This is a genomic window from Desulfuromonas acetoxidans DSM 684 (assembly GCF_000167355.1).
Classification (GTDB): Bacteria; Desulfobacterota; Desulfuromonadia; order Desulfuromonadales; family Desulfuromonadaceae; genus Desulfuromonas; species Desulfuromonas acetoxidans.
In genome coordinates, this window is the sequence record NZ_AAEW02000007.1 from 195102 (window position 1) to 215890 (window position 20789).

30 protein-coding genes, 1 other RNA gene and 2 pseudogenes are annotated in these 20789 nt (G+C 56.2%); all 33 read right to left on the minus strand.

Annotated features, from left to right (window positions below; translation table 11 throughout):
- Positions 1 to 91: 91 nt before the first annotated feature.
- Positions 92 to 604, minus strand: coding sequence for a hypothetical protein (locus DACE_RS07690; protein WP_005999987.1), 513 nt, complete (start codon positions 602 to 604; stop codon positions 92 to 94).
- Positions 605 to 615: 11 nt separating this feature from the next.
- On the minus strand, positions 616 to 1572 hold the full coding sequence (locus DACE_RS07695) for a phage tail tube protein (RefSeq protein ID WP_005999989.1): 957 nt from the start codon (positions 1570 to 1572) through the stop codon (positions 616 to 618).
- Entirely contained in the window at positions 1572 to 1760 is a 189-nt protein-coding gene (locus tag DACE_RS07700) for a hypothetical protein (RefSeq protein WP_040366508.1), read from the minus strand. Before DACE_RS07700 ends, DACE_RS07695 begins: the two co-directional genes overlap by 1 nt.
- Before the next feature lie 17 nt (positions 1761 to 1777).
- The gene (locus DACE_RS07705; RefSeq protein ID WP_005999991.1) at positions 1778 to 2257 is read right to left on the minus strand and encodes a hypothetical protein; all 480 of its coding nucleotides are present in this window, start codon (positions 2255 to 2257) and stop codon (positions 1778 to 1780) included.
- A complete protein-coding gene (locus tag DACE_RS07710) occupies positions 2254 to 2754 on the minus strand; it encodes a hypothetical protein (RefSeq protein WP_005999993.1) in 501 nt (166 codons plus the stop codon). The genes DACE_RS07705 and DACE_RS07710 overlap by 4 nt, the downstream gene beginning before the upstream one ends.
- 15 nt (positions 2755 to 2769) lie before the next feature.
- Positions 2770 to 3543 carry a hypothetical protein gene (locus DACE_RS07715; protein WP_005999995.1) on the minus strand — a complete coding sequence of 258 codons (774 nt, stop codon included), beginning with the start codon at positions 3541 to 3543 and terminating at the stop codon, positions 2770 to 2772.
- Between the two features lie 93 nt (positions 3544 to 3636).
- The gene (locus DACE_RS07720; RefSeq protein WP_005999997.1) at positions 3637 to 5970 is read right to left on the minus strand and encodes a phage major capsid protein; all 2334 of its coding nucleotides are present in this window, start codon (positions 5968 to 5970) and stop codon (positions 3637 to 3639) included.
- 9 nt (positions 5971 to 5979) lie between these two features.
- On the minus strand, positions 5980 to 6297 hold the full coding sequence (locus tag DACE_RS07725) for a hypothetical protein (protein ID WP_005999999.1): 318 nt from the start codon (positions 6295 to 6297) through the stop codon (positions 5980 to 5982).
- 110 nt (positions 6298 to 6407) lie between these two features.
- Entirely contained in the window at positions 6408 to 7325 is a 918-nt protein-coding gene (locus DACE_RS07730) for a structural protein (RefSeq protein ID WP_006000001.1), read from the minus strand.
- Between the two features lie 4 nt (positions 7326 to 7329).
- Positions 7330 to 8745 (minus strand): phage portal protein, encoded by a 1416-nt coding sequence (locus DACE_RS07735; protein ID WP_006000004.1) that lies wholly within the window; start codon positions 8743 to 8745, stop codon positions 7330 to 7332.
- The gene (gene terL / locus DACE_RS07740; protein ID WP_006000006.1) at positions 8745 to 10454 is read right to left on the minus strand and encodes a phage terminase large subunit; all 1710 of its coding nucleotides are present in this window, start codon (positions 10452 to 10454) and stop codon (positions 8745 to 8747) included. Before terL ends, DACE_RS07735 begins: the two co-directional genes overlap by 1 nt.
- Complete coding sequence (locus DACE_RS07745; RefSeq protein ID WP_040366510.1) at positions 10454 to 10660, minus strand: hypothetical protein; 207 nt, start codon at positions 10658 to 10660, stop codon at positions 10454 to 10456. Before DACE_RS07745 ends, terL begins: the two co-directional genes overlap by 1 nt.
- Entirely contained in the window at positions 10647 to 11144 is a 498-nt protein-coding gene (locus DACE_RS07750) for a hypothetical protein (RefSeq protein WP_006000008.1), read from the minus strand. Before DACE_RS07750 ends, DACE_RS07745 begins: the two co-directional genes overlap by 14 nt.
- Positions 11145 to 11303: 159 nt before the next feature.
- Positions 11304 to 11555 carry a hypothetical protein gene (locus tag DACE_RS07755; RefSeq protein ID WP_006000011.1) on the minus strand — a complete coding sequence of 84 codons (252 nt, stop codon included), beginning with the start codon at positions 11553 to 11555 and terminating at the stop codon, positions 11304 to 11306.
- Entirely contained in the window at positions 11556 to 12083 is a 528-nt protein-coding gene (locus tag DACE_RS17195) for a hypothetical protein (RefSeq protein WP_006000013.1), read from the minus strand.
- 17 nt (positions 12084 to 12100) lie between these two features.
- Positions 12101 to 12595, minus strand: a complete 495-nt coding sequence (locus DACE_RS18460) for a hypothetical protein (RefSeq protein ID WP_006000014.1) — start codon at positions 12593 to 12595, stop codon at positions 12101 to 12103.
- Positions 12571 to 13119, minus strand: a complete 549-nt coding sequence (locus DACE_RS07770; protein ID WP_006000015.1) for a C40 family peptidase — start codon at positions 13117 to 13119, stop codon at positions 12571 to 12573. The genes DACE_RS18460 and DACE_RS07770 overlap by 25 nt, the downstream gene beginning before the upstream one ends.
- On the minus strand, positions 13116 to 13700 hold the full coding sequence (locus DACE_RS07775; protein WP_006000017.1) for an N-acetylmuramoyl-L-alanine amidase: 585 nt from the start codon (positions 13698 to 13700) through the stop codon (positions 13116 to 13118). The genes DACE_RS07770 and DACE_RS07775 overlap by 4 nt, the downstream gene beginning before the upstream one ends.
- Before the next feature lie 273 nt (positions 13701 to 13973).
- Positions 13974 to 14288: a helix-turn-helix domain-containing protein gene (locus tag DACE_RS07780; protein WP_006000019.1), complete on the minus strand. Its 315-nt coding sequence runs from the start codon at positions 14286 to 14288 to the stop codon at positions 13974 to 13976.
- Positions 14281 to 14868 carry a phage protein GemA/Gp16 family protein gene (locus DACE_RS07785; RefSeq protein ID WP_006000021.1) on the minus strand — a complete coding sequence of 196 codons (588 nt, stop codon included), beginning with the start codon at positions 14866 to 14868 and terminating at the stop codon, positions 14281 to 14283. The genes DACE_RS07780 and DACE_RS07785 overlap by 8 nt, the downstream gene beginning before the upstream one ends.
- Positions 14843 to 15637: a hypothetical protein gene (locus DACE_RS17200; RefSeq protein WP_006000023.1), complete on the minus strand. Its 795-nt coding sequence runs from the start codon at positions 15635 to 15637 to the stop codon at positions 14843 to 14845. The genes DACE_RS07785 and DACE_RS17200 overlap by 26 nt, the downstream gene beginning before the upstream one ends.
- A complete protein-coding gene (locus DACE_RS07795; protein ID WP_006000024.1) occupies positions 15634 to 16320 on the minus strand; it encodes a DUF2786 domain-containing protein in 687 nt (228 codons plus the stop codon). Before DACE_RS07795 ends, DACE_RS17200 begins: the two co-directional genes overlap by 4 nt.
- Complete coding sequence (locus tag DACE_RS07800; protein ID WP_006000026.1) at positions 16317 to 16514, minus strand: hypothetical protein; 198 nt, start codon at positions 16512 to 16514, stop codon at positions 16317 to 16319. Before DACE_RS07800 ends, DACE_RS07795 begins: the two co-directional genes overlap by 4 nt.
- 119 nt (positions 16515 to 16633) lie before the next feature.
- A pseudogene (nrdD, locus tag DACE_RS18120) lies at positions 16634 to 16762 on the minus strand (anaerobic ribonucleoside-triphosphate reductase); the annotation flags it as partial.
- Positions 16763 to 17014: 252 nt separating this feature from the next.
- An RNA gene (locus DACE_RS17855) (hammerhead ribozyme type II) lies at positions 17015 to 17095 on the minus strand.
- Positions 17093 to 17254: a hypothetical protein gene (locus tag DACE_RS18125; RefSeq protein WP_155809037.1), complete on the minus strand. Its 162-nt coding sequence runs from the start codon at positions 17252 to 17254 to the stop codon at positions 17093 to 17095. Before DACE_RS18125 ends, DACE_RS17855 begins: the two co-directional genes overlap by 3 nt.
- A gap of 11 nt (positions 17255 to 17265) precedes the next feature.
- On the minus strand, positions 17266 to 17490 hold the full coding sequence (locus DACE_RS07810; protein WP_040366517.1) for a hypothetical protein: 225 nt from the start codon (positions 17488 to 17490) through the stop codon (positions 17266 to 17268).
- Positions 17487 to 17924, minus strand: a complete 438-nt coding sequence (locus DACE_RS07815; protein WP_006000028.1) for a hypothetical protein — start codon at positions 17922 to 17924, stop codon at positions 17487 to 17489. Before DACE_RS07815 ends, DACE_RS07810 begins: the two co-directional genes overlap by 4 nt.
- Positions 17925 to 17941: 17 nt before the next feature.
- Entirely contained in the window at positions 17942 to 18328 is a 387-nt protein-coding gene (locus DACE_RS07820) for a hypothetical protein (protein WP_040366518.1), read from the minus strand.
- On the minus strand, positions 18328 to 18855 hold the full coding sequence (locus tag DACE_RS07825; protein WP_006000033.1) for a host-nuclease inhibitor Gam family protein: 528 nt from the start codon (positions 18853 to 18855) through the stop codon (positions 18328 to 18330). The genes DACE_RS07820 and DACE_RS07825 overlap by 1 nt, the downstream gene beginning before the upstream one ends.
- A gap of 17 nt (positions 18856 to 18872) precedes the next feature.
- Positions 18873 to 20069 carry an AAA family ATPase gene (locus DACE_RS07830; protein WP_198912593.1) on the minus strand — a complete coding sequence of 399 codons (1197 nt, stop codon included), beginning with the start codon at positions 20067 to 20069 and terminating at the stop codon, positions 18873 to 18875.
- A 66-nt stretch (positions 20070 to 20135) separates the two neighbouring features.
- Positions 20136 to 20426 carry a hypothetical protein gene (locus DACE_RS07835; protein WP_006000039.1) on the minus strand — a complete coding sequence of 97 codons (291 nt, stop codon included), beginning with the start codon at positions 20424 to 20426 and terminating at the stop codon, positions 20136 to 20138.
- Positions 20427 to 20437: 11 nt separating this feature from the next.
- A pseudogene (locus DACE_RS18325) lies at positions 20438 to 20789 on the minus strand (hypothetical protein); the annotation flags it as partial.

The window sequence follows — 20789 nt, forward strand, 5'->3', positions numbered from 1 at the left end:
ATCCCTTGATCGGTGCGGCTGCGTTGCCCTGGGCCGCTTTCTACCCGTACACCGAAAAAGCTGCACAAGCCGATCACCGACTCGCGAAAGATCAGCTCCCGTTTTCGGTAGTCGAGCCATTGCCTGGCACTGCTAAGGGTGCAGCCCCAGAGCACGGCGTCTCTTCGGCTGTAGTCTCCTCCGCAGAGGAGGATGCAGATACTCTCGATCCAATCGCCTCCAGTGCCGCCATCATCAGGCCGCTGAGCTTGACGATCACCGTCCCCAACTGGCTCAAAATCGAGGCAGCCGGGTTCAAGGTAAAAAAATCGTTGATCACCTCCGTGATCTGTTGCGGCGTGATGCTGAACTCCAGATCAGCGGCGATTCGGGCCAGATCCTTATCACGCAGCGGCGTGTCCTTGGGTGTGAGCAACACAGCAAGGGCACTGTTCAGTTCATCCGATTGCGCCAGTGCGGCCACCAACGCGCCCAGGGCGTTCACCCCGCCGCTGATCTCCATGCCATCCAAAATGGCGTAGAGTTGCCGCCACTGGCCGAGCACCAATTCGCGCTGCTCATAGGTGACACCATCAATCAAATAGGTTTTGATATTCTGCTCCATGCCATCCCCCATTAGCTGAACACCAGGCTGAATTCATCATCACCGCTGGTCATGGCGGCCTGCCACGAGACGTTGAGCGCCTGCTGGCCGTCACGGTCGGTTTCCTGAACGTTGGTTGCCCGCAGACGCGGTACGCTCAGGGCGATCTGGTTGTATTGATCTGCGCCAATCGGGCCGATAGCCATGGCGGCCATGTCGCCGGACTTCCACTTGCCGTAATGGTCATAGATGGACACGCCGACCATTTCCGGGTCAAAGCTGCCGCGCGTATCGCCGTCTGTGATTTCAAAGCTGGCATAGCCGCTGGCTTTGGTCATGTCCTGGCGACCGGCCAGTTTGTTCTGCAGGTCGAGACTGAAACTCGGCAGCGTGGGTGTGAAGCCGCCGACATCAAAGGCCGTACCGAGCAGTTGTGGCGGGACAATATCGTCATAACTTGCTACCAGTTGAGCCGTGTCAGCCACATCATTGTAGGCTCCGGTAAAGCTGAACTTGGCATACAGCGGGCCGCCGACATTGCCGTTAATGGCCACGGTGCCACGTGCGCCGGTCAGTTGTTTGAGCACGGCACCACCAGCACCGTCATCATCGAGAAAGGCAATGGTCAGGCTGGGGATATCGCTGCTGGCCCGCACGTAGGTGACAGTTTCAGCATCGGCGGTTTCATCCACGGTGGCGGCCAGGCCGCACGCTTTAAAATAAGGATCAAGGCGCGGCAGGGTTGCAGCGGCGTAGGCGACCCCCCGGCCCATGATCTCGGCTTCAAAGTCGATCTTGGCCATTTGCGCCCCGGTCAGATCCGGCAGCTTGGAAAAAGTAGCCAGCAACACATCACGGGTCAGCATGCTGATATCCGGGGTGTAGGCCGGGTTGCGGACGATAATGCCGGTGTTGGCGGCGGTGAGGGTTTCTGCCGTGCCTTCGATGGCTTCAATAGCGGCGGCGATGATGCGGCGTTTGGTCTGCATCACTTAGCTCCTTTCTGGGTGGCGGCGGTGGTTTTTGCGGTGGTTTTCTCCGCAGCTCTTTCCGTCGGTTTTGCGGGCCGCACGGCGACGGAATCTTTCTCGCCGGACTGATCAATCACCCGCATGACCCCGCCCTTGTTCGGCGTGATGCTGCGGGTAACAACTTTCTTCGTGGCTTTCTTGGCCATGTGGTTACTCCTTTGGTTTAAAGCAGGGTCGGGTTGATGCGCTCTGTCACCACCAGGTTAATTTCACAGTAATGGCACAGCACCGCGCCGAACAGCCGTTCGTCAATCACCGGCACCTGGACGCAGCTCTCACCGCTATCCGGGATGGGGCGATACAGCCAGGTGGCCCCTTGCGGCGGCTGAGCCTGACGATAGAGGTCGCACACATCATCGATCTTGACCTGGAACAGTTCATCGGTGGCGTCGGCATCGTTGAGTCCAAGGAACCCGCGCAGGATGAAATGGTGCTCGCGGAAAAACGCCGTCCCCAAGGATTCCGGTACGCGCTTTCTTGAGATCTCCCAACCATTAATGCGGGAGCTGGTTTTATCGAGAAAGGCTTTGATGTATTGGCTCATGTTGGTGGTGTAGCGGCTGTAGCCATGCACAACACCGATGCCTTCAACATCCTTCAGACGGTCTCTGATGTCGTTGCGGATCTCCAGGTACTTGCTCATTGTCCCCCCAGCTTGATACTCAGCTCCATGCCGGATTTCTGGGCCATGGTCTGTAAGGTCGATTCGTTTTCCAGCAGCGCCCGCGAAAACATGGCCGCGCCGGATGTGCCTTTTTTGCCGATCTTGCGCCGCACCAGAAATTCCACCCGGTCCAGCTCGCGGCCTTCGACGCCGATCTTCATCGCCACCCATTCGCGCAGCGCACCTTTGGGCGGCATCTTGCCTGGGCGGCGGCCACGCTCGGCAACATCACCGTAGGGGCTGGCCGTGGCAACGATGCCACGCACCACCGCAGTACCACGCCCGGTCACTTCCTGCTGGATGGAGCCGAGCAGCCCGGCGGCCCCGCCAACCCCCTGCGGTGTGCGGGTTTGCACCTCACGCAGCAGAAATGCCGTGACCGTGGTGACAAACACATCCAGGTGGCGGTTGATGATCTCATCCGGCTGACCGGCTAACGGCCCGGTCAGGGTCAGGGTGGCGGTGTAATCAAGCACGGCGCGGCGTCAGTCTCAGCTATGGGTTAACCGCGTCGGGTCACTGCGCAACGGCGCGGCAATGGCCGTGGTGGCTTTGGGGCCACCCTTGGGGTCAATGCCTAAATGGTCGTTGTACGACTCCCGCATGGCCTTGGCCAGCCGTCGGTACTGATCGGCCTTGCTGCCGTAATCGATGCCGTCAGCCTGAATGGTCGGGTCGCTCGATTGGGCATAGGATGCCGCCAGTTGATTGAGGCAGATCTCCGCTGCCAGGCAGGCCACAGCATCATCGTCGTTGGTGACGATGTGATCCTCATCACGCGGTAAGGTGAAGGTCAAACGCACGGTTTCTGTGGTGCCGGGCGTGTCCGCCAACAGGCGCAGCTTCAAAGCATCCGGCGTGCGATAGAGCCGAAACTGACCGGGCGGCACTAGGCTCTCCGGCACGTTGTTAATCGGGTATTCCACCGTTAAAATGCGCGAAAACTCTTCGACATAACTGTCCGGCAAGGCCAGATCGTGGCTATCTTCACCGAGCAAATCCACGGTTTTCTCCAGCGGTTTGTGGCGGCTGTAGCGTTCCAGGGCGGCAGTGATGGCCGGGAGATAATCGTCCAGGTCATTCAAGCGGCCTTCATCGTCCTGAACTTTCCCCTTAACCAGGTCGAGCAGAGGCATGGCGGTTCCTTCCTGAAGTGAGGCGCTATCGAGCGCGGCAAAAGTGGTCGATGCCGGACAGGGCTGCCACGGGCCAATGGCCGCTGTAAAAACAAAGGCCAGCAGAGTGAGCAACAAAAGTTTCTTCATGTTTTCAAACTCCCTTTGACAGGGTTCAAATTAAGCCGCTGCCGAAAACCACTCCTGGATCTCCGGCAGCGGCACATTCACCGTGGTGTCAGATCAGACTACGACCGACTTGTACACATTGCGGAAGTCGACAATCTCCGTTTCGTACTCATGACGGATCTTGTACTGCATCTTATCGGCGACGAACATCTGACCCACAGTCGGGTTATCGGCGACGAACATTTCCGGCTCTTGCTGGCCGTTGAGGAACGCCAGTTCGAGGATCTCGCAGTCATTGACATCACCGAGCAGCATCCAGTCATTGGCATCGGTCATAAACGGGCACTCAAACAGGTTTTCGTTATTCGCGCCGAAATAACCGACAAAGGCATTACCGAAGTTCGCCGTGCCGGGTTCACCTTCAGTGCCGTTGATTTTCTTCGCGGTTGCCCACAACTCTGAAGGATGGACCAGGATGCGCGGTTTCAGATCAAGGCGCTCATCACTATCCGGTTCAGTTTGTTGGGCAAATGCCAGCTTGCCAGCTTCAAGGGCCGTGGTGGTCAGGGCCGCAGCGCCGAGGTTGCCGTGGTCGGCGTGGAACAGAGCCACGCTGTCCCCCTTATAGGTGGCATTATCAACGAGCTTGCCCCAGCAGCGTTTTGCCAGGGTGCGCCGTGCAGCACGCGGCAAGCGGTTAATGATTTTCTGCACAGTACGCATATCGTCGTTGATGATCATCCGGCGGGTGATGTCGATATAGCCACCCTTCTGGTTGAGGGCGTAGCTGATCTCTTCGTCAGATACCTGGCCAAGATCGGCATAATCGGCGGTCTCAGGGTTAACGTCAGGCAGATCGCCGTAGTAGCCGATGCGCACCGATTCCATGGTACGGAAGTCTTTGGCATTGCGAATATTGCCGCCGACCAGCAGGCTGACGCCAAAATCAGAACGTTCCTTATAGTCCTGAACCAAACGGCGATACAGGGTATTGCCGAGCACATAGCTGAAGGTGGCGCTGCCGTAGGCGGCTTGCATGCGCTGAACCTGAGTCGGATCGAGGACGCCGCGCACTTCCGTATCGCCAGTCATCTCGGTATATGCGGCACGCAACGAGGTAAATGCGGGAACATCGCGCAAATCGTCGGCCACAGTGACACCAAACAGCATGTCGCAGGCGGCCTGCAGGCGTTCTGAACTTTCGCGGCCCATACGCACATTGCCATTGCCGTCACCGGCAGTGCGGCCATTGCCGGTTAAAGAATCAATCACTTTCTTTTCCTCCTTGATGGCCGCCTGCAAACTCTCGGCGTTCACATCACCGTCGGCAAACTGGCGGCGCAGTTTATCCTGCACGATCTCGGGCAGCTTGCTTGCGGCCAGCCCCGTGTCGAGGATCATGGCGGCCCGCATTTGCTTCACTTCGTCGAGTTCCTTTTTCAGCTCGGCGCTGTCCTTGGCAATGGCTGCCTTGAGGTCATCCATTTCCGGGTCTTTGGTCGTTTCAGACCCTTTGCCAGATTCTGGCGTTTCCTCAACAGCGCCGATGGCCGCCGACAGTTGTTCGATGGCGCTCTCTTCGCTGATGGTTCCGTCTTCAAGACCGGCGGTGAGTTTGGTGTGCAGTTCGGGCCATTTCTTTTTAATGGCCGCCAGCAGTTGTTTCAGCATGGTGTTGTCTCCTTGTTGTTGCTGGTCACGCTCACAGGCAGCGACCATGTGTTTGAAATAGCCGTTGTTGGTCGGGTCATAGACGACATCGACCTCCACGCGGGAAATTTTGACCGGTTCCTTCATCTTGCGCCCAGCGACCATGACGGTGCGGGCCGATGCGCCGATGTCGTGCGACAGGCCGAACAGTTTGGGTGCGCCGCGTTCGTGGCTATCGACCAGGCCGTCACGCAGCCACTTGGCGCTCTTGAGAATGCAGAGATCCGCATCAATGCCGGTTCCGGTATCCACCGGATTTTTCAGCCAGCCGACCAGCTCACGGGGTGATTTGCCGAACGGCTTGTTTGAGGCTTGATGCTGGCTGTCTTGCAAGGCGAAGACCTTGGCACCATCGTAGAGATTCAATGCGGCCACCAGAGGTCCACGCGGCCAGTTGATCCGACCATCCGCGCCCGGCCCATACTCGACGACCTGAACCCGCCAGGCATAACCGGCATCCTCTTCAGACACATCTTCACAGGCCGCCAGCAATTGACCGGCAGCACGCAGCGGCACAAATTCTTTCTGCACTTCAACGGCGCGACCAAACTCCAGGCCGGTGTCGCCAATCGTGAACGGTTGGCGGAAATAACGATCCACACCGTCCGTTCCCGGCAGGGTGTAGATCACCGCGTCCGGGTAGAGATCCATCACCCAGGCTTTGGCCAACCCGGCACGGCGCAGGGCCGCTTCGGCCAATTCGCGCAATCGCTTATAACTCGGCTGTTGATCACCCATAAGCGCCTCTTACTTGGCCGGGATGCGGTGTTTGCGACCGTCGGCGGTGGCAATTACGATCTCGTCACCATCCTGCCGGGCGGCCAAAACGTCTTTGACTGTCAGCTGGCGTTCGATAAGAGAGGTTTTGACAACCTCCTTGCCGTCTTCCTTGACCTTCTTTCTGACGGCGCTGTTGTACTTCAACCCTTTGAGTTGGGCGGCGGTGATCTTCAGGTCATCTTCCTGAACGCCTGCCTGCTCTTTGAGTTGTTCCTCGAGGGTGGCAATCTTCTTTTCCAGTTCCTCTACGGTTGGTTGGCCCTGAGCGGCACCTTTGTCTGCCATTGCAAATCTCCTTTTTGATGGTGGCCCTGCGTTGTGAATGGCCGCGCAGGGCGTTTATAAACGCTTAAAATCAATTTTCACGGCACTGGACGGCCCAATGCCTGCTTTTGTTACTTTTTGTCAGCCAGGGCGAATTTTCCGGCTAACTCCTCTTCGTGGCCGGTGCGCGGTCCACGCCGGGCGATTTCATTACCGCGTGCGTCGTAAATCGGCAGGGTGTTGTCACCAAATGCCGGATGCCAGGGAACGGCTATACAGCCGCAGCGGATGGTCTCGCGGATCGGCGCTTTTGGATCGCGGGGGTAACGCAGCGCTATGCTGCCAATCAAAAATGGTTTGTCGACGTCGACAATCTGACCGTGCAGCAGTAAATGGCTGCGGCGCGGCTGCTTGGGATGGCCAGCGTGCCACCACTGTTTCTTCATCTGCGGCACGCTGCGCACTGACTGTTCCATGGCCAGTTGCGCCGCCTGGCTGTAAGCACGGCCCATCTCCAGATCGACAATGACCTTGGCGCGTTCTTCAATGCTGCGGAACACGCCGGGGCTGCTCAACGACCCGGCCACGGCCTGGCGCACTTGCCAGGGTGTTTTCTGGCCGAGGATGCCCAGGCTCAACTCGGAGCGGATCTTGGTCATCAGGTCACTGCGTAAGCCCCGGATGCGCTGAGCGCCGAACTCCTGTGCCGTGGCCAGTAGCGGTGAGGTCAGGTGCGACGTGATCACCGATACCCCGGCGCGGGACAGCACGCCCGGCACCATGTCAAGGCCATTGCTCCAGGAGGCGGTCACGCCCTCACTGAGCAAGCTGATTGCACCACTTTCAAAGCGGGTCAGCGCTGAGTCGATCATGGTCAGGTTGGCGGTCATGTGCGTGGCCTGATAGCTGTCGGCCTCAACAGACAGAATGGCGTCGACGGTCTGACGGCGCACATCGCGCAACAAGGCCACCATGGCCTGTTCGCGGCGCAGCTTACCGGCTTGTTGCTCGGCGAGGATCTGCTCGATCTGTGCGGTTACGTCGATCACGGGGCTATTCCTCCTCGCTGGCCGGTGGCGCGGTGTCGGGTTGCTTCACGCCCTGGTAGTCGTCGGTCGGCCCTTTGGTCGGCTCCATCTGTTCGGGGTCAAAGTCATAGCCGACCATGGCAATGATGAAGGCGAACATCTTCATGGCGGTATCCTGGTCGACCCAGTTGTTGGCCTGGGCCACGGCAATGGTGGTGGCCAGTTGGGTCACCGCGCTGGAGGTTTTGGTCACGTCACGCTCCATGGCCTCCGGGGTCTGCACGCTGAACTCGTAGGGATCGACATCACGCGGCACGGTGAGGTAACGGGCATCCAGGGCTTTTTCGATGACATAGGTGAGGATGTCTTCGAGCACGAACTTGAGCAGCATCTGACGGTCATCAATAAACGCCTTGATCGGGTCGTTACTCTCGGCAGCGCTGGCGCGGTTGGCATCGGCAAGACCGCCATACCAGTGTGCCGGGATCGACTTGCAGCCCAGAATGTGATTGCGGAACACATCAGCGCTCTCCTTGACCTCCAGAGCCTGTAATTTCGGCGCAACGGCTTGCCACGTGACCTTTTCATTGTGGACGCGGATCGCGCCATCTTCCTGGGTGGCGAACTGATCGGCGAAATCCTGGCACTCGGTATCATTGCTGCCGTTCATGGTGACGTCCCAGATATAGGCATTCTGCTTTTTGGCTTTTTGCGAATAGTCAAAGACAAAGTCCTCATACTCTTCGAGCCAGTCGGCAATGACGAACAGATCCGAGGTGCCGTAGGGGTCGTTACTCACCTGGTTGACGGCATAGAGGAAGCATTCGCCGTCGGCATAGCCATCGCGCATCTGGTTGGCGTAGGGCGACAGCATGTCGTCGGCTTCACGCGGCAGGATGGTTTTGAGATAGCGGGTTTCGCCGCTGTCGTGGTTGTAGACTTTCACGCCAATGCGCATCTCGACGTTGTCCGGGTCGGTGTAGACTTCGGCCACCTGGGCCGGATCGATCACGCCGAGGCGCACGCGGCCTGTCTGTGGCGAGACAAACGCTTGCCAGCACTGCAAACCGAAGATGCCAAGCTCGCGGGCTTTCTTGCCGAACTTGAGATCCATGCGGTTGACCGGATCATTCCAGAATTCATCCAGGATCTGACGCACGTCATCATTTTTGCAGGTGTAGGAAAACCCTTTACCGGCAACGAACGATCCCATGCTTTCGATGATCCAGTTGGCCATGGGGTTGGTTTTCCACAGCCAATAGCAGATCTCGACCTGACGCTGCCAGGTGGCAATGGGAAGCTCGCGGTCACTGTTGCCGGTGAGCCGCCGCCACTGCATATCATCCGCCGGTGAGGCACTGGCGGCGCTGAGGCGTTCCGATACCTTTTGTTCAATGACCGAGGCGAACATGCGCTCGCCGATAGCTGATAAAAATCCCATCAGAAATGTCTCCTGAATAAATTGCGGAGTCCCAGCTTGCGCTGACCGCCCCGGCCAAAGTGGCCGCGTTGTTGCTCCTCTTTCTTTTTCTTCTCGTCTTTGGCTCCGGCGCACACGGCACGGATCAGACCCTCTTCACACAGGCCGAGGAGCATTTCCAGAGCGTCCGGCCCGTCATCGTGACCGCCGCGATTGCCTGGACGGTAGTAGATAAGCTGGCGCTTGAGTTCGTAGTTATCGCTGCGAAAGCGAATCCAGCCGTTTTTGATCCACGGTTGCAGCCGGATGATGCGCAGATCTTTATCGGTGGTCGGCTTGTGCTCATCGATGTTGATGGTCAAGTCTTCGTCATGGGCCTTTTGGGCAAACTGCCGGGCAAAGAACTCCTGAAACTGCACTGTCTCCATGCGCAACTGGTCGAACGGATCGCGCTCATGGTAGGTCAGCAGGTCGGTCATGATCCGGTCCGGCTTACGCTTCTCGATATCGGCGATGTCGAGATACAAGATGCGATCTTTCATACGCCCGCCGAGGATGGCGCTGGGGTCATTGCGTTTATTCTTGTTACCCAGGGACGGGTCGCACGCTCCGGCATGGGGGATGCCGGTGAGGTCAACCGGGTCATCGTCCCAATCAACAAACCATTCCTCCAGGAACACTTGATCTTCCGGGTTGAGCGGTTCGTTCTGTTTTTCACTGTCGAAGAAGGCCGGGCCGTCGGAGACCCGCATTTTCATCAGGTAGTAATACGGCTCCATCTCCGGCCACAGCACTTCTGCGCCCTGGAGCATGGCCTGTTTGTTGGCCTCGAAAAAGGCGTCGGCGTTGGCTTCGGCCTGCTCTTTGCCCACGGTGAGATCGGCGAAGATCTTCTCCCACCGGTCCCACAGCTTGCGGTTGGCGGCATATTTCAAAACCGCTTTGAACTTGCGGCCCTTCCAGCCCGGCTTTTCGAGCAGGCGCTGCAGCAGGCTTTCGTAATGAAGCACGGTGCCGACGACGATAAACACGGTGTCGGGCTGGCCGATCTTCATCAGGGCTTTGAAAAACCAGTTTTCCAGCTTCTTGCGCTGGTCGGCGCTTTCCACGGATTCGTCGTTTTCCAGGTCATCGCCGATCACCAGATCGGGACGGCACGCGCCATGGCGCAGACCACGCAGTTTCTGACCGCTGCCTGCCGCCTGAATCTTGCGACCGTTGCGGGTAATGATCTTGTCTTCACGCCATACCGGACCTTCACCGGCCAGCTCGGGGAAATCTTGCTGAAGGCGTTCGTTTGTTTCCAATTCCAGCTTGATAAAGCTCAAAAACTCTTTTGCCTGCGGTGCGGTTTCCGAAACAATCAGCGCATAGCGGCGTTTCTTAAAGGCAATCGCCCACAGGATCAGGCCGAATGTTGTCCAGGTTGACTTGGCGTTGCCACGCGGCGCGGCGTCGGCTTCTTTATCGCCGAATCCGGTTTTATTGGCCCGCTCGATCATTGCCGGGAACCGCTCGGCAAAGTATTTGTGCAGTCCGCTCGACGGGCGGTTGAAATAGTGCGGGAAATAGGTGCGGTTAAAATAATCGAGACTCTCCTCCGCCCGCGCCTTGCGCTCACGCTGCAAGCGCTTATCGTCCGGGAACGGACGCGCCGCCGCCGTGATCATCTGGCGGATGGCTTCGACCTCCTGGTCGTATTGGCGTTTTTTGGTGGCGGAGAGGGCCATTATTCGTATTCCTCCAGAATCTTCATAGGGAAAGAGGCTTCATTGTCTTTGAGCAGCAGAGCGCACAGGCTGCAATGCAGTACGATGAGGAGGTGCAGGATCTGGTCACACGTCCAATTGACGCCCCACAGTTCCTCTGTTGTTTCGTTCCAATAGCAACGCACCCCGTAAAAACTGACTTTATGTGTGGCATTAGCGGGCTTCATACTTCTCCCGGCCCCACTGGACCAAATCGTCAAAGTTGCGCTCCAGCACGCTGACCAGTTCATCGTCGTTGCGGCTGCCGTAGTCGATCAGATCGCGGACAAAATCCAGAAACAGCGCCTGGCGCTGGGCCGCGCTTTTCATCTGGGCTTCTTGCTCGGCCTGTTTGAAGCGCTGCACCAGCGCACCCAATTTACTGATGCTGTCGTAGGTAGCGCCGAGTCCCTGGCCTGCCTGACTGTTTTCAGCGTGTTCCAGCTCGCGGTCGAGCAGGTTTTCCATGCGCTGCACGTAGCTCAGGCGCTTCTCGCGGGCTTTGTCCCATTCGTCCAGCTCTTCACCGGGGGTGAGGGTGTCCCGCTTCCACACCGACAGGGTTTGTCTCGAGACACCGAGCACGTCCTCAATCTCGGTAAGGCTCTTGCCGTCGCCATACATGCGCATGGCCACCGGGTAGAGCTTGGTCTTGTCGCCGCGTTCAGCCATTGGATTCCTCCCGATGCGCTAAACAGGCCGGATAATTCGCAGCTCGGCGGATCGCTGGTTTGTCGGCATAACAAAAGCCATGTGAGTCATCCTTCGTCCACCTGGTAATGGTGTCGATGGCGAGATCATCTTTGAAAAAAGCGCAACTGCGGCACGTCTTCATGCCAGTTCCTTTTCCAGGCGGTCGATCTGGCTATTGATCACCGTCAGCTCCGCCCAGGCTTCCTGCAGTTCGTCCATCTGCGCGGCGGCCAGGTCAACGCGCAGATCATCGGCAGCGGTCAAGGTGGTGTTCAGCAGGCGGCACACGCCCTGGGCGTTACCTTCGACGCGCAGGCGCAAACTGCGTTGTTTGGCTTTGGCCTCTTCAAGTTGGCCTCTGAGCATCATGCGTTGTTCGTGCAACGACATTTATCGTCCTCCCTTTTCCCGGACAGCCGGGCAAAACATATTGTTGTCGACCTTCTGCACCAGGGCTTCGAGTGTCCGTGTGGTCAGGGTGATGACGCCGGTCAGATCGTCGGCCAGCTTGTGGTAATCGCGGACCATTTCGACGTTGTTTTCGTACATGCGCACCACGGCCTCAAAGCGTTTTTCCTGACCGGTGATCAGCTCTCCGGTGCGGTCGCGAAAATCCAAAATGATGTCATTGACCCGAACATTCTGCTCGGTGAGCATTTTGTTGAGCCGGTCATTCTGACCGACAATCTGTTCGTTGATGCGGGTATCCTGCTGGGCCATGGTGGCCTGCATCGTGCCGACAGACTCTTGAAAGGTGGTCAGGGTTTTGTCGGCCCGGCGGCCCTGGCTGTAGAGCACGGCAATGAGCGTGATCCACGGCCCGAAAAACAGCAGAGACACCACGGAGAGCGGCAGCACGCCGATGTTTTTCAGGATGGTGAGGATCGTTGCCAGGGCGGCTAAATGTTCGGGTGTCAAAATGGCCTCCTGACCCGTTACTCGGCAGCAACGCTGTTGGCAATGGCGGCGATCTGCGTCATCAGGGCGGCACCGTCGGTGGTGACGATTTCCGGTAACTCATAGCCGCGCAGATTGAGAAACGAGCGCACTACAGTTCGCAACGTGGTCAGCGTGCCCATGATCGATTCGCGGGCAACGTCGGAGAGGTCGGTCTTTTCTGCCAGGCGCTGTTCAAACACGTTGCCGATTTCTGTCAGGGTGACGGTTTTTCCCTGGGGCCATTCAGTGGCTGCGGCTGCGGCGACCTCGGCAACGATAGGCGCACGCTCCGGGTGTTTGGTGAGATACACCTCAACCGTCGGCAGCAACGCGGCGTCAATGGCTTCACTAAGTAGGTTCTTTGCGGCATCAGTGGTGATCAGCTCTGCGGCCTTGTTTGAGTTGGTGCCGGTACAGGCAGGCAGAATGCACAGGCCGCACAGCAGGGCAACGACAAAGACAACGGTCAGGACATGAATAAAGCGTTCCATAGATCTTCCTCCTCGTTAATGGTCAGGACGGGGTTACAGGCATCTACAACGGCCCCCGGATTGGCGGTAATGTCGAAGACAAAGCCAGAGGCAAGCCAGCATTCCTGGATGTAGGTGGAGCACACCTTCTGGATCACCGGGATCTCTGTGCCGATCTTCTGGCTCAGCCACACTTTGACCAGGGAAAACCAGCCGTACCAGCGCGACATCACCGAGCTGTTGCGGTATTTACGGGCGGCTGTTGCCACGGCGTCCTGGTTCTGACGCACCAGCTTCGGCGCTCGGCAATAGCGTAGATTCTCTTTCTGGCGGCGACGCACCCACTCACTGGCTGGCATACTTTGAAATCCGGTGCCTTCGACAAACTCATAGGCGTACAGCCCGGCGGTGTCCCACACCAGCATGGCCACATGGCTGTAAGATTCGCCGGTAAAAGCGCGAATAATGCGCCCTGCAATACCGGAGCCTTTGACGGCCAACACATCGCCGGTGGCGGCAATTTTGCGCAGTTGCTCGTAGGTCATACGTCATCCCTCCAGGTGGTCAGGGCGTTAATCATGGCTTCGGCGATTTGCTGCCAGGCGGTCTCGCTGAGCAACCAGCGCAGATCTGCCGGATTGGTCATAAAGCCAAACTCCAGCAGGCAGGCGGGGCAGGCGGTCTGAGTGAGGACAACGAACTTTTCCTCTTTGTCGCGGTCGCCGTCGCTCGGATCGGTGCGCATCACCTTGCCGACGGTGGTCTTTTCCAGCTCGGCGATCAGCAGCTCGGCCACGGTATCGGACTCGGTGCGTCCCGGCGAGGTGAACACCTCCATGCCGGTGGCTCTTGGACTGGAGGCGGCATTGCAATGAAAGGATAAAAACAGCGCCGGTCGGTAGACCTTGGAAAGCTCGGCACGCTGTGACAGGGTGAGCTGCAGATCGTTGCAGCGGGTATAGGCGACGTCAAAGCCATGCAGCAACAGGGCTTCGCCGACAACTTGGGCAATTTTCAGGTTGATGTCGGCTTCACGGTAGACGCTGGTGCTCTCTTGTAGTATGGCCAGTGCGCCAGGATCGCTGCCGCCGTGTCCTGGATCGATCAAGATCAACGGTTTGTTCATTTTCGACCATTCCTTTGTATTAAGGTGGCGGGGAGCAAAAGCTCCCCGCGTTACAGGAGGACAGCACGGGGCAGGTCGCGCTGTGTATGGTCGGATCATAGGGGATATTTAGATAGGTGGCCTGTGCAACTTGCTTGATTTTGCACAAGAAAAGCCCCTTTCCTCAAAAAAGAAGAAAGGGGCTTGAATGGTGACTTTTTAAACTGGCCCGCCGGTTCGTACCGGCCCTGTGCCGGGGCGCTTCAACAACGCGGAATGTGGCGGGCCATAGGGTTAAAACAGCGCCATCTGTCGCGGGTCGATGGCGTTGTTACGTTGATAGGTGTTGTTGCGCTCCAGGTAGGCGGCTAGCTCATCGTGACGCACCCGGCGGGATCGGCGCAGCATGTAGCTGTCAAGAGTGGCCGGATTGAGCGGCTGACCGCTGTCGGGGTCCGGCTCGTAGTCGCCAACCATAGTCCAGAAGGTGCGCGGGCAGATGCCGAGGATAGCCACCACTTCCGAAGGATTGTAGCTGGCTTTCTTCGGCTGCCCAGCCGCACGCAACATGCCGAGGAGCTTTTGTTCGCCGATGCTGACCTTATCCATGGCTCCGATCCTGGATGATCTCCGGCCCGAGACTGTATTCTTCCGGGCGGTGGCGTTTGATATAGCCCATGATCCGGTCATCGGCAAATTCCAGCAGCCACCAGTCCGGGCCGTACTGCTTTTTCATGCCGTTTTCAAATAGTTTCTTCAGGGCTTCAATGGCGAGATAGGCGTCGCGGCTGGTGCGCACTTTGCCGTTTTTGATGCGGGCGCGTTTTTCCAGGAACAGCTCAAGGCCGTTTTCGACCCGCCAGTCGATCAGTTCGGCGAGGATCTGAATCTTCTCCCGCTCAGCTGGGCTGGCCAAGGAAACCGTCTTGCCGCCTTGCTTGGTCGTGCGGCGGGCAGGCTTGACACTTACGCTGCGCCAATCCGGGTTGACGGGTTTTAGCAGGAATCCCTTTTTCTGTAAAATATCGATAAATCGATTGGCCTGGTGAAGATCAAGCCGAGTGCAGCTTTGGACGCCAAATTCATCCATGAGCAGTTCGCGGTAAGCGGAATCATCCATGCCGAGTTCCTTTTTCGCCATCTGGATAATGCGGATTTGCTTGTTAGTTATTCCCGCTGGTTTTGCCATAATTCCCCTCCGATGCTGATTTGAAAAACGCCGCTGCTATCTCCCGATCTTCGTCACTTAACCCCTCCGGCAGATTCTTACGCTCCGGTCGGCGTGGCATGTTTGCGTAGAGGTCTTTCGGTTCCGGCCAGCCATCAAAGCTGCTGATCAGTTGCTCAAAGCCCTCACGAATGCGCGGCTGATCTATTTCACGGATAGTCTGATTGCGTTTAACCAGGAACCGTTCAAATTCGGATGCCGTAACCAGGATGGTGTCTGCGGCTGGTGCGCCATTGCGTTTGAGTACGATTAGCCGGGCCAGCCCGGCACCGATCTCTTGCTTCAGCCAGTCATCACCGGCCCATTCCAGCAAACTTGCCGCCGCTTGCTTGCTTTTGCTCATGCCAGGCTGACGACCATTTTCCACCACCCACCGTTGCGGCTGATCAGTTGACACGGTTTCCAGCACGCTCAACAGATAGTTGTGGTTTTTAAACGGCTTGGCTGTGCCTTGCTTGCGCTTGGCATGAATCGCATCAACGGTGTCCTGCAGGGCAATGGCCAGCCGATCCGGCTCAATGCCGAGTTCAACCACTTCATTGACCAGCTTGAGCGCCTTGGTATAGCTCAAATCGCGCTGCGCGGTGCGAAACAGGCCGATGTATTGCACCAGTGGCCGGAATAGCTGGCCCTGCTGTGATAGAGCAATCAGCAAATCGCGCCCGGCATCGCTTGCGACAATGGCCTCCAGGCTGAAGGTGCAATGACAAACGGGGCAGCGTAGTTTCATTGTAACCTCAACCGATCTTCTCCGGTCATTCCGGCATGAAGCTGGGCCTGATCACCGGCTTGAAGACCGGCGATGACAGATCCACTATCATCGCGGCGGGCTTTCTTATGTTTCCGATTGGTGTCCTCTACCAGGCTTTCGCCATGGTTGGTTTCGATCCATTGAGTGATAGCGTCTTGTTGCTCTTGTTTCGGGGCTAGGTCCACCACCTTACTGGCCGCCATTGATACCCATGCACGACAAAAAGCATCGGCCCTGCGCACCTTTGTTGCTCGTTTGCAACGTTTGAGCGTTGTCAGGTGGTGCTTGCGATCCCGCTCCAACTGCCGGTGCAGAACGTCGAAAGCATAGCTCGACAATTCGGCAGCGCTATCAATGCCAATAAACTGCGCGGAACTAAACCAACCATAGAAGCCGACGTATTCAGTCACAAGAAGCAGGCGGCAACCAAAAGCATCCGCAACCATTCGCGCAAGCCACTTGATGTGTATTGCCGGATTTTTCACCTTGCCGATCCTTGTTTTTGCCTCTTTGACGTCGGACAGACGGACATAGGTCATGGTGACGTTATGTTTCTGCATCAGCTCTTGAGCGCGTTGCAAGGCCAGTGCGGCCTCGTGAGCGTTGCTTGACTTCGACAGAGCCAAGAGCTTTTTGATTTTTTCAACGTGATCCTGGTTCATTCTTCACCTCGTACTGATTCAACCCACACCACAACGCGGGGGTTACGCTTCAGGGCCTCGTATTGGCTCAGCGGGATCTGGATATCCATGCCGACATGGACAATGGCCTGGGACTGCTCACCAACCACGACCCGTTTCAGATCCATGATGCCCAGGCACGGTTGCGGCCAGGTGATTTGTTTGGCTTTTGACATGTTCAACTCCGCATGTGCAGTGATATCCGTTCCAGACTTGACCGGCGGCGCATTCGCCGCTGTGACCAGCAGCGATCAGTTGCCGCATTTCTCAGGCTTCCGGGGCGTAAATGCCTCCTTCAGGGCTGCTTGTCATCAACCTTGTATTCCTTGCGCTGGCGGAATTCTTCCTGTTTGCCTTTGTTCCACTGCTGGATTGGCCGGAAGAAGCCCACAACGCGGCTATACACTTCTGTCGGTGCTTTGCACTTGCTCATGATTTACCACCTCTGTCTGTTTACGCAGCAGAATTCCAAAGCCGAACCCTCCGCAGTAGCAGAGGAGGAACAGCAAGAAAATCACCGGGAAAATGCCGTCTTTTTTCCATCCGTTATAAAAGCCCAGCCCCGTCGCAGCGATGCACCAAAGCAGGGGCATGTAGTCAAAAAGTTTCATTGCGATTTCCTTTGAAAAAGTCCCGGAGGGGTGAAGGAGGTTAACCCCTCCGGGAAATGTCGTGCTTCTGGCTGCTCTTCAGACCAGGGCCGCCACACCCTGATGACCACCATTTCCCCGGCATCAGGGAAATGGCTGTTTCGCTATTGTTCGAGTTGTTCCGCTGCGCTTTCCAGCGCATTTCTCACATATTCAGCTTCTTTTGACTTGCGGCTCTCAAGTGGAACTGTGGCCTGCAATAGAAGGTCGGCAACCAGGTCAGGATCAAGTCCCATTTCTTCTAGCTCTTCGCGATCTTCGAACATTTATTTCTCCTCTAAGAAATAACGACCTTGCGGCCCGTTGTAACCAGGATCGCTTCGCCCATCACATCTTCACAGGGCATATTGTCCGGTAAATCTTTGAGTGCGTTTCTCAGTTGGCCAATGGTGGTGACGTCATACTCTTTGATGGCTGCCAGCTCCCGATGGTGTGCTTCGCCTTTTTCCCAGGCTGCAGGTGATGGATAAACGCGGTCTCCGTCTGTGATTCCCATAGTCATGACGCTTCCTCCTCTTGTTTCTGGTTGAGGAACTGCTGTTTTGCTTCCTTAGTCTGCTGCTTGGCCCATGAAATACCTTGTTCAATGGCATCTTCGAGACTTTCAGAATAGATCCACTTCATGGAGTAATACCCCCATCCAAAAGAACACGATGTTTCTGAAAAATACTTTCTTACCGGCGTTTCAAAGTGGACAAGAAAGCCGAACTTCTCCTTTTGCATGAGCCATTCGTGCAGAGTTTCTTTGTCGTAATTTTCCTCAACGACCCAATTAGGTGCCTTGCCGAAGATCTCTTCAAGGGTATCTTCATAGTCCTCAAAGAGTTCTGCAAGATCATCATTTACCTGGTCTGGATTAGCGGCGAGATAGATAATTTTCCCAATACGAAGAGATTCTTCGTAACATCTCTCAGCGACTTCTACGTGATTTTGCATGGCTGTCCTCCCCAACCTCACGCGACTTGCGCGGGATGTTTATTGATCGTTCTCTTGAGCGGGTTTTTAATCCATTCACCTGCCACCTCGATAAATGGCGGAAGGTGTTTTTTGTTAAATGCCGCACGTTGCTTGGTGCCGCACTCCTGACAAAATCCACTCTTGTTGTTGGCATAAATCGGATGAGTACATCCGTCGACCTTGCACACGCCGGTCGGCTCATAGCGATATTTTTTAACCGTGGGTACCGGCATTTTCATCACGGTTTTCTGTGATTCATAAACCCGATTACCGCACTGGCTACAACGGATGAATCTCTCACGGCCCAACACGGTGAGGTCAAACTCCACGCTGAGCGAGGCTGATCCGGCACCGCATTTAGGGCAAACGATTTTACTGGCCATCACACAGCCTCCCGGAGGAGTTCCTCCCCCTCTTCGAGCAGGGCTGCGACCATCTTGTCTATCTCGCTGCCGACCGGCTTGATCTGCACCTGATCGGTGTCGTCTGTAACGGTGACGCCGATTTTCTTCAGCTGGGCGACGGTGAGATTGCCCAGGGGTGTCTTCAGCACCGACTCCTCTTCTTTAATCAGGGTGTCGGCAATGTCAGAGAGGTATTTGCGGATCAGCTTGATCACGGTTTCTTCGTCATCAAAACTGAGCTTTCCTTTTTCTTTTCTAAAGCCAACGCGCACCCCGGCAATGACCATGGTTTTAGGCTTCTGGAAATAGCTGGGGCTTTCTTTGATGGTTGAGTGCAGTACGGCCTGGCTTTCGGCGACGTCTTCAGCTGCGGCCTTAATGGCAGGAAGGTGAACGCGCTTGACCTTCTCCAGTTCGTCTTGCAGCGTCTGGACTAAACCGCTGAGGGCTTTGTGTTTGGTGGCAAAATCCTGAGTGTTTTTTTCGATGGTGGCTAAGTCGCTCATGGTGTTGTTTTCTCCTCTTAATACAGTGCCTGGATCACATCGCCGGTGACCCGTTCTTCGCCCATTTCATGGGCCAGATTGATTGCGTCAATAACCAGACTGTTAACGCGCAGCGGATGGGCAAGACTGACTTTGCGTCGGCTATCGTCCTGGGTGGTGAGTCGGCTGCTAATCATGTCGAAGGCATCATCGGTAAAGATGCTGTCGAGCTTGACGCCCAACCGCTCAAACTTAACCTTCAGATAGCCTTTGAGTGAGCCGTTAAGGCCGTGAATTTCAGCGATCTGCACACGCTGAATAACCTCACGCATGTCGATATTCTGAGACTCCGTGAAGCGGCTTTTCAGCTCAGTTTGTGCGACCAGGATAATGCCGAGCATTTTCTTATAGCCGTCTTCAAGTTCATGGAAGCGCTTGAGATATTTCAGCACCGGCACACTCAAATCGTGGGATTCTTCCAGAATGATGACGTGGCGAAAACCGTTGCGGCTGCGATCCAGCAGCAGGCGCTGAACTTGACGGCTTTTGGCTTCAAGGCGCTGCTTAGGCTTTTCGTTACTGATATCGTAAATGATGGCGTCGCAGATACTGCCGGCTGTGACCCGTTCTTTATCAATCACCTGGGGATAGATCACCAGCACATCGCCGTCGCGTTTGAGCTGTTCGATCACCTTGCGGCGCATGACGCTTTTACCGCTGCCGACTTCTCCGATGACGGCGAGAAACCCGCCGTGACGGGCGGCGTCGAGCATGGCCGCTTCAATATAGCGGTGTTCGTCGGACATAAAGATGTCGCTATCCTTCAAAATGTCGTCAATGAAGGGATGGCGAAAGAGTTTGAACTGTTTACGTGCCCCGTCTGTAAGCATGGAGACCTCCTTGATTTCGGTTTCGTCCTGATTATTGCCTGGCACCATGGCCGCCGGTTTGTTGACGCCATTTGATGCAGGCTTGATTTTGTTCATGTGGCACCCTTTGAGCGGCTGCCAGATACTTTTCACATCGCGTTTTTCCCGGTTGAGCACCGCCATCATGTCTTCGTTTTCACGGATAAATTTTTCAATGTGCTGTTCAAATCCAGTCATGGTGGTGGGGATGTAGTTTTTATTGCAGATCAAATTAATGGTCGTACCTGATACGCCGACCATGGGGCCGAATTCGCGCTGACTGATATTGGCGTCGGCCAGCAACTTTTTGAGATAGATTTCTTGCACGGGGCGGTCCCACCCGTGGGGTTGGTTTGATTTCGGTCTGCCCATTGCTGTCTCCCTGTCGTTTTCCTAATCAATTAAAGCGCCGGTTTCCTTGGCGTAGAACATATAGACTTCAACTCGTTTTTTTTTCTGCTCTATATGCTCCCGCCCCAAGCTCTGGGGGATAAAGTTCTCATGCTCAAGCATTTCCAGTGTTGCCGTTAACTGATCGGATTCGTTTCTGATGTCCTCAGCATTAGTCGTTGTTCCACCAGGTCTGCCATCGGTAAGGCCAAAGCGGAGGGCTTTTGTCGCTGCTTGTTGAATTTCAGCAGCCTCCTCAATGAGAACTGTCAATAAATGTTCAACTCTATTCATTACCCACTCCTCTACAGTGCCTGAGCCTGATCGGCATCCATATCGCGCCACTCCTGGTCGGCGCAGATTGCTTTGATCACCTCGTCGGCACGGTTAATTTCGATACTGGTTCCAAAGGTTGCTTTGAGTTCTTTGTTTAACGCCGGTTCAATGCGGCCTGCGGCATCGCGCAGTTTCTTTAAAAACTCGCTGATCGGCATATTTTGCGCGACCAGATCGCGGCCCACTTCCATGGGGGTGCCGCGTTTCGGCATGGTGGTGAGGTTGCCGAGTTTGGCGGCCTGGTGGCCATGCACAACCAGGGTACCGCCAAACGGGATGTCGCCTTTTTTCTTCTCTTCACCAAAAGCCAGATTGTCGGTG

Coding starts and splice junctions, on each gene's coding strand:
- DACE_RS07690 (WP_005999987.1), bottom strand. CDS start 604: ATGGAGCAGAATATCAAAACCTATTTGATTGATGGTGTCACCTATGAG.
- DACE_RS07695 (WP_005999989.1), bottom strand. CDS start 1,572: ATGCAGACCAAACGCCGCATCATCGCCGCCGCTATTGAAGCCATCGAA.
- DACE_RS07700 (WP_040366508.1), bottom strand. CDS start 1,760: ATGGCCAAGAAAGCCACGAAGAAAGTTGTTACCCGCAGCATCACGCCG.
- DACE_RS07705 (WP_005999991.1), bottom strand. CDS start 2,257: ATGAGCAAGTACCTGGAGATCCGCAACGACATCAGAGACCGTCTGAAG.
- DACE_RS07715 (WP_005999995.1), bottom strand. CDS start 3,543: ATGAAGAAACTTTTGTTGCTCACTCTGCTGGCCTTTGTTTTTACAGCG.
- DACE_RS07720 (WP_005999997.1), bottom strand. CDS start 5,970: ATGGGTGATCAACAGCCGAGTTATAAGCGATTGCGCGAATTGGCCGAA.
- DACE_RS07725 (WP_005999999.1), bottom strand. CDS start 6,297: ATGGCAGACAAAGGTGCCGCTCAGGGCCAACCAACCGTAGAGGAACTG.
- DACE_RS07735 (WP_006000004.1), bottom strand. CDS start 8,745: ATGGGATTTTTATCAGCTATCGGCGAGCGCATGTTCGCCTCGGTCATT.
- terL (WP_006000006.1), bottom strand. CDS start 10,454: ATGGCCCTCTCCGCCACCAAAAAACGCCAATACGACCAGGAGGTCGAA.
- DACE_RS07745 (WP_040366510.1), bottom strand. CDS start 10,660: ATGAAGCCCGCTAATGCCACACATAAAGTCAGTTTTTACGGGGTGCGT.
- DACE_RS07750 (WP_006000008.1), bottom strand. CDS start 11,144: ATGGCTGAACGCGGCGACAAGACCAAGCTCTACCCGGTGGCCATGCGC.
- DACE_RS07755 (WP_006000011.1), bottom strand. CDS start 11,555: ATGTCGTTGCACGAACAACGCATGATGCTCAGAGGCCAACTTGAAGAG.
- DACE_RS18460 (WP_006000014.1), bottom strand. CDS start 12,595: ATGGAACGCTTTATTCATGTCCTGACCGTTGTCTTTGTCGTTGCCCTG.
- DACE_RS07770 (WP_006000015.1), bottom strand. CDS start 13,119: ATGACCTACGAGCAACTGCGCAAAATTGCCGCCACCGGCGATGTGTTG.
- DACE_RS07775 (WP_006000017.1), bottom strand. CDS start 13,700: ATGAACAAACCGTTGATCTTGATCGATCCAGGACACGGCGGCAGCGAT.
- DACE_RS07780 (WP_006000019.1), bottom strand. CDS start 14,288: ATGGATAAGGTCAGCATCGGCGAACAAAAGCTCCTCGGCATGTTGCGT.
- DACE_RS07785 (WP_006000021.1), bottom strand. CDS start 14,868: ATGGCAAAACCAGCGGGAATAACTAACAAGCAAATCCGCATTATCCAG.
- DACE_RS17200 (WP_006000023.1), bottom strand. CDS start 15,637: ATGAAACTACGCTGCCCCGTTTGTCATTGCACCTTCAGCCTGGAGGCC.
- DACE_RS07795 (WP_006000024.1), bottom strand. CDS start 16,320: ATGAACCAGGATCACGTTGAAAAAATCAAAAAGCTCTTGGCTCTGTCG.
- DACE_RS07800 (WP_006000026.1), bottom strand. CDS start 16,514: ATGTCAAAAGCCAAACAAATCACCTGGCCGCAACCGTGCCTGGGCATC.
- DACE_RS18125 (WP_155809037.1), bottom strand. CDS start 17,254: ATGTTCGAAGATCGCGAAGAGCTAGAAGAAATGGGACTTGATCCTGAC.
- DACE_RS07810 (WP_040366517.1), bottom strand. CDS start 17,490: ATGACTATGGGAATCACAGACGGAGACCGCGTTTATCCATCACCTGCA.
- DACE_RS07815 (WP_006000028.1), bottom strand. CDS start 17,924: ATGCAAAATCACGTAGAAGTCGCTGAGAGATGTTACGAAGAATCTCTT.
- DACE_RS07820 (WP_040366518.1), bottom strand. CDS start 18,328: ATGGCCAGTAAAATCGTTTGCCCTAAATGCGGTGCCGGATCAGCCTCG.
- DACE_RS07825 (WP_006000033.1), bottom strand. CDS start 18,855: ATGAGCGACTTAGCCACCATCGAAAAAAACACTCAGGATTTTGCCACC.
- DACE_RS07835 (WP_006000039.1), bottom strand. CDS start 20,426: ATGAATAGAGTTGAACATTTATTGACAGTTCTCATTGAGGAGGCTGCT.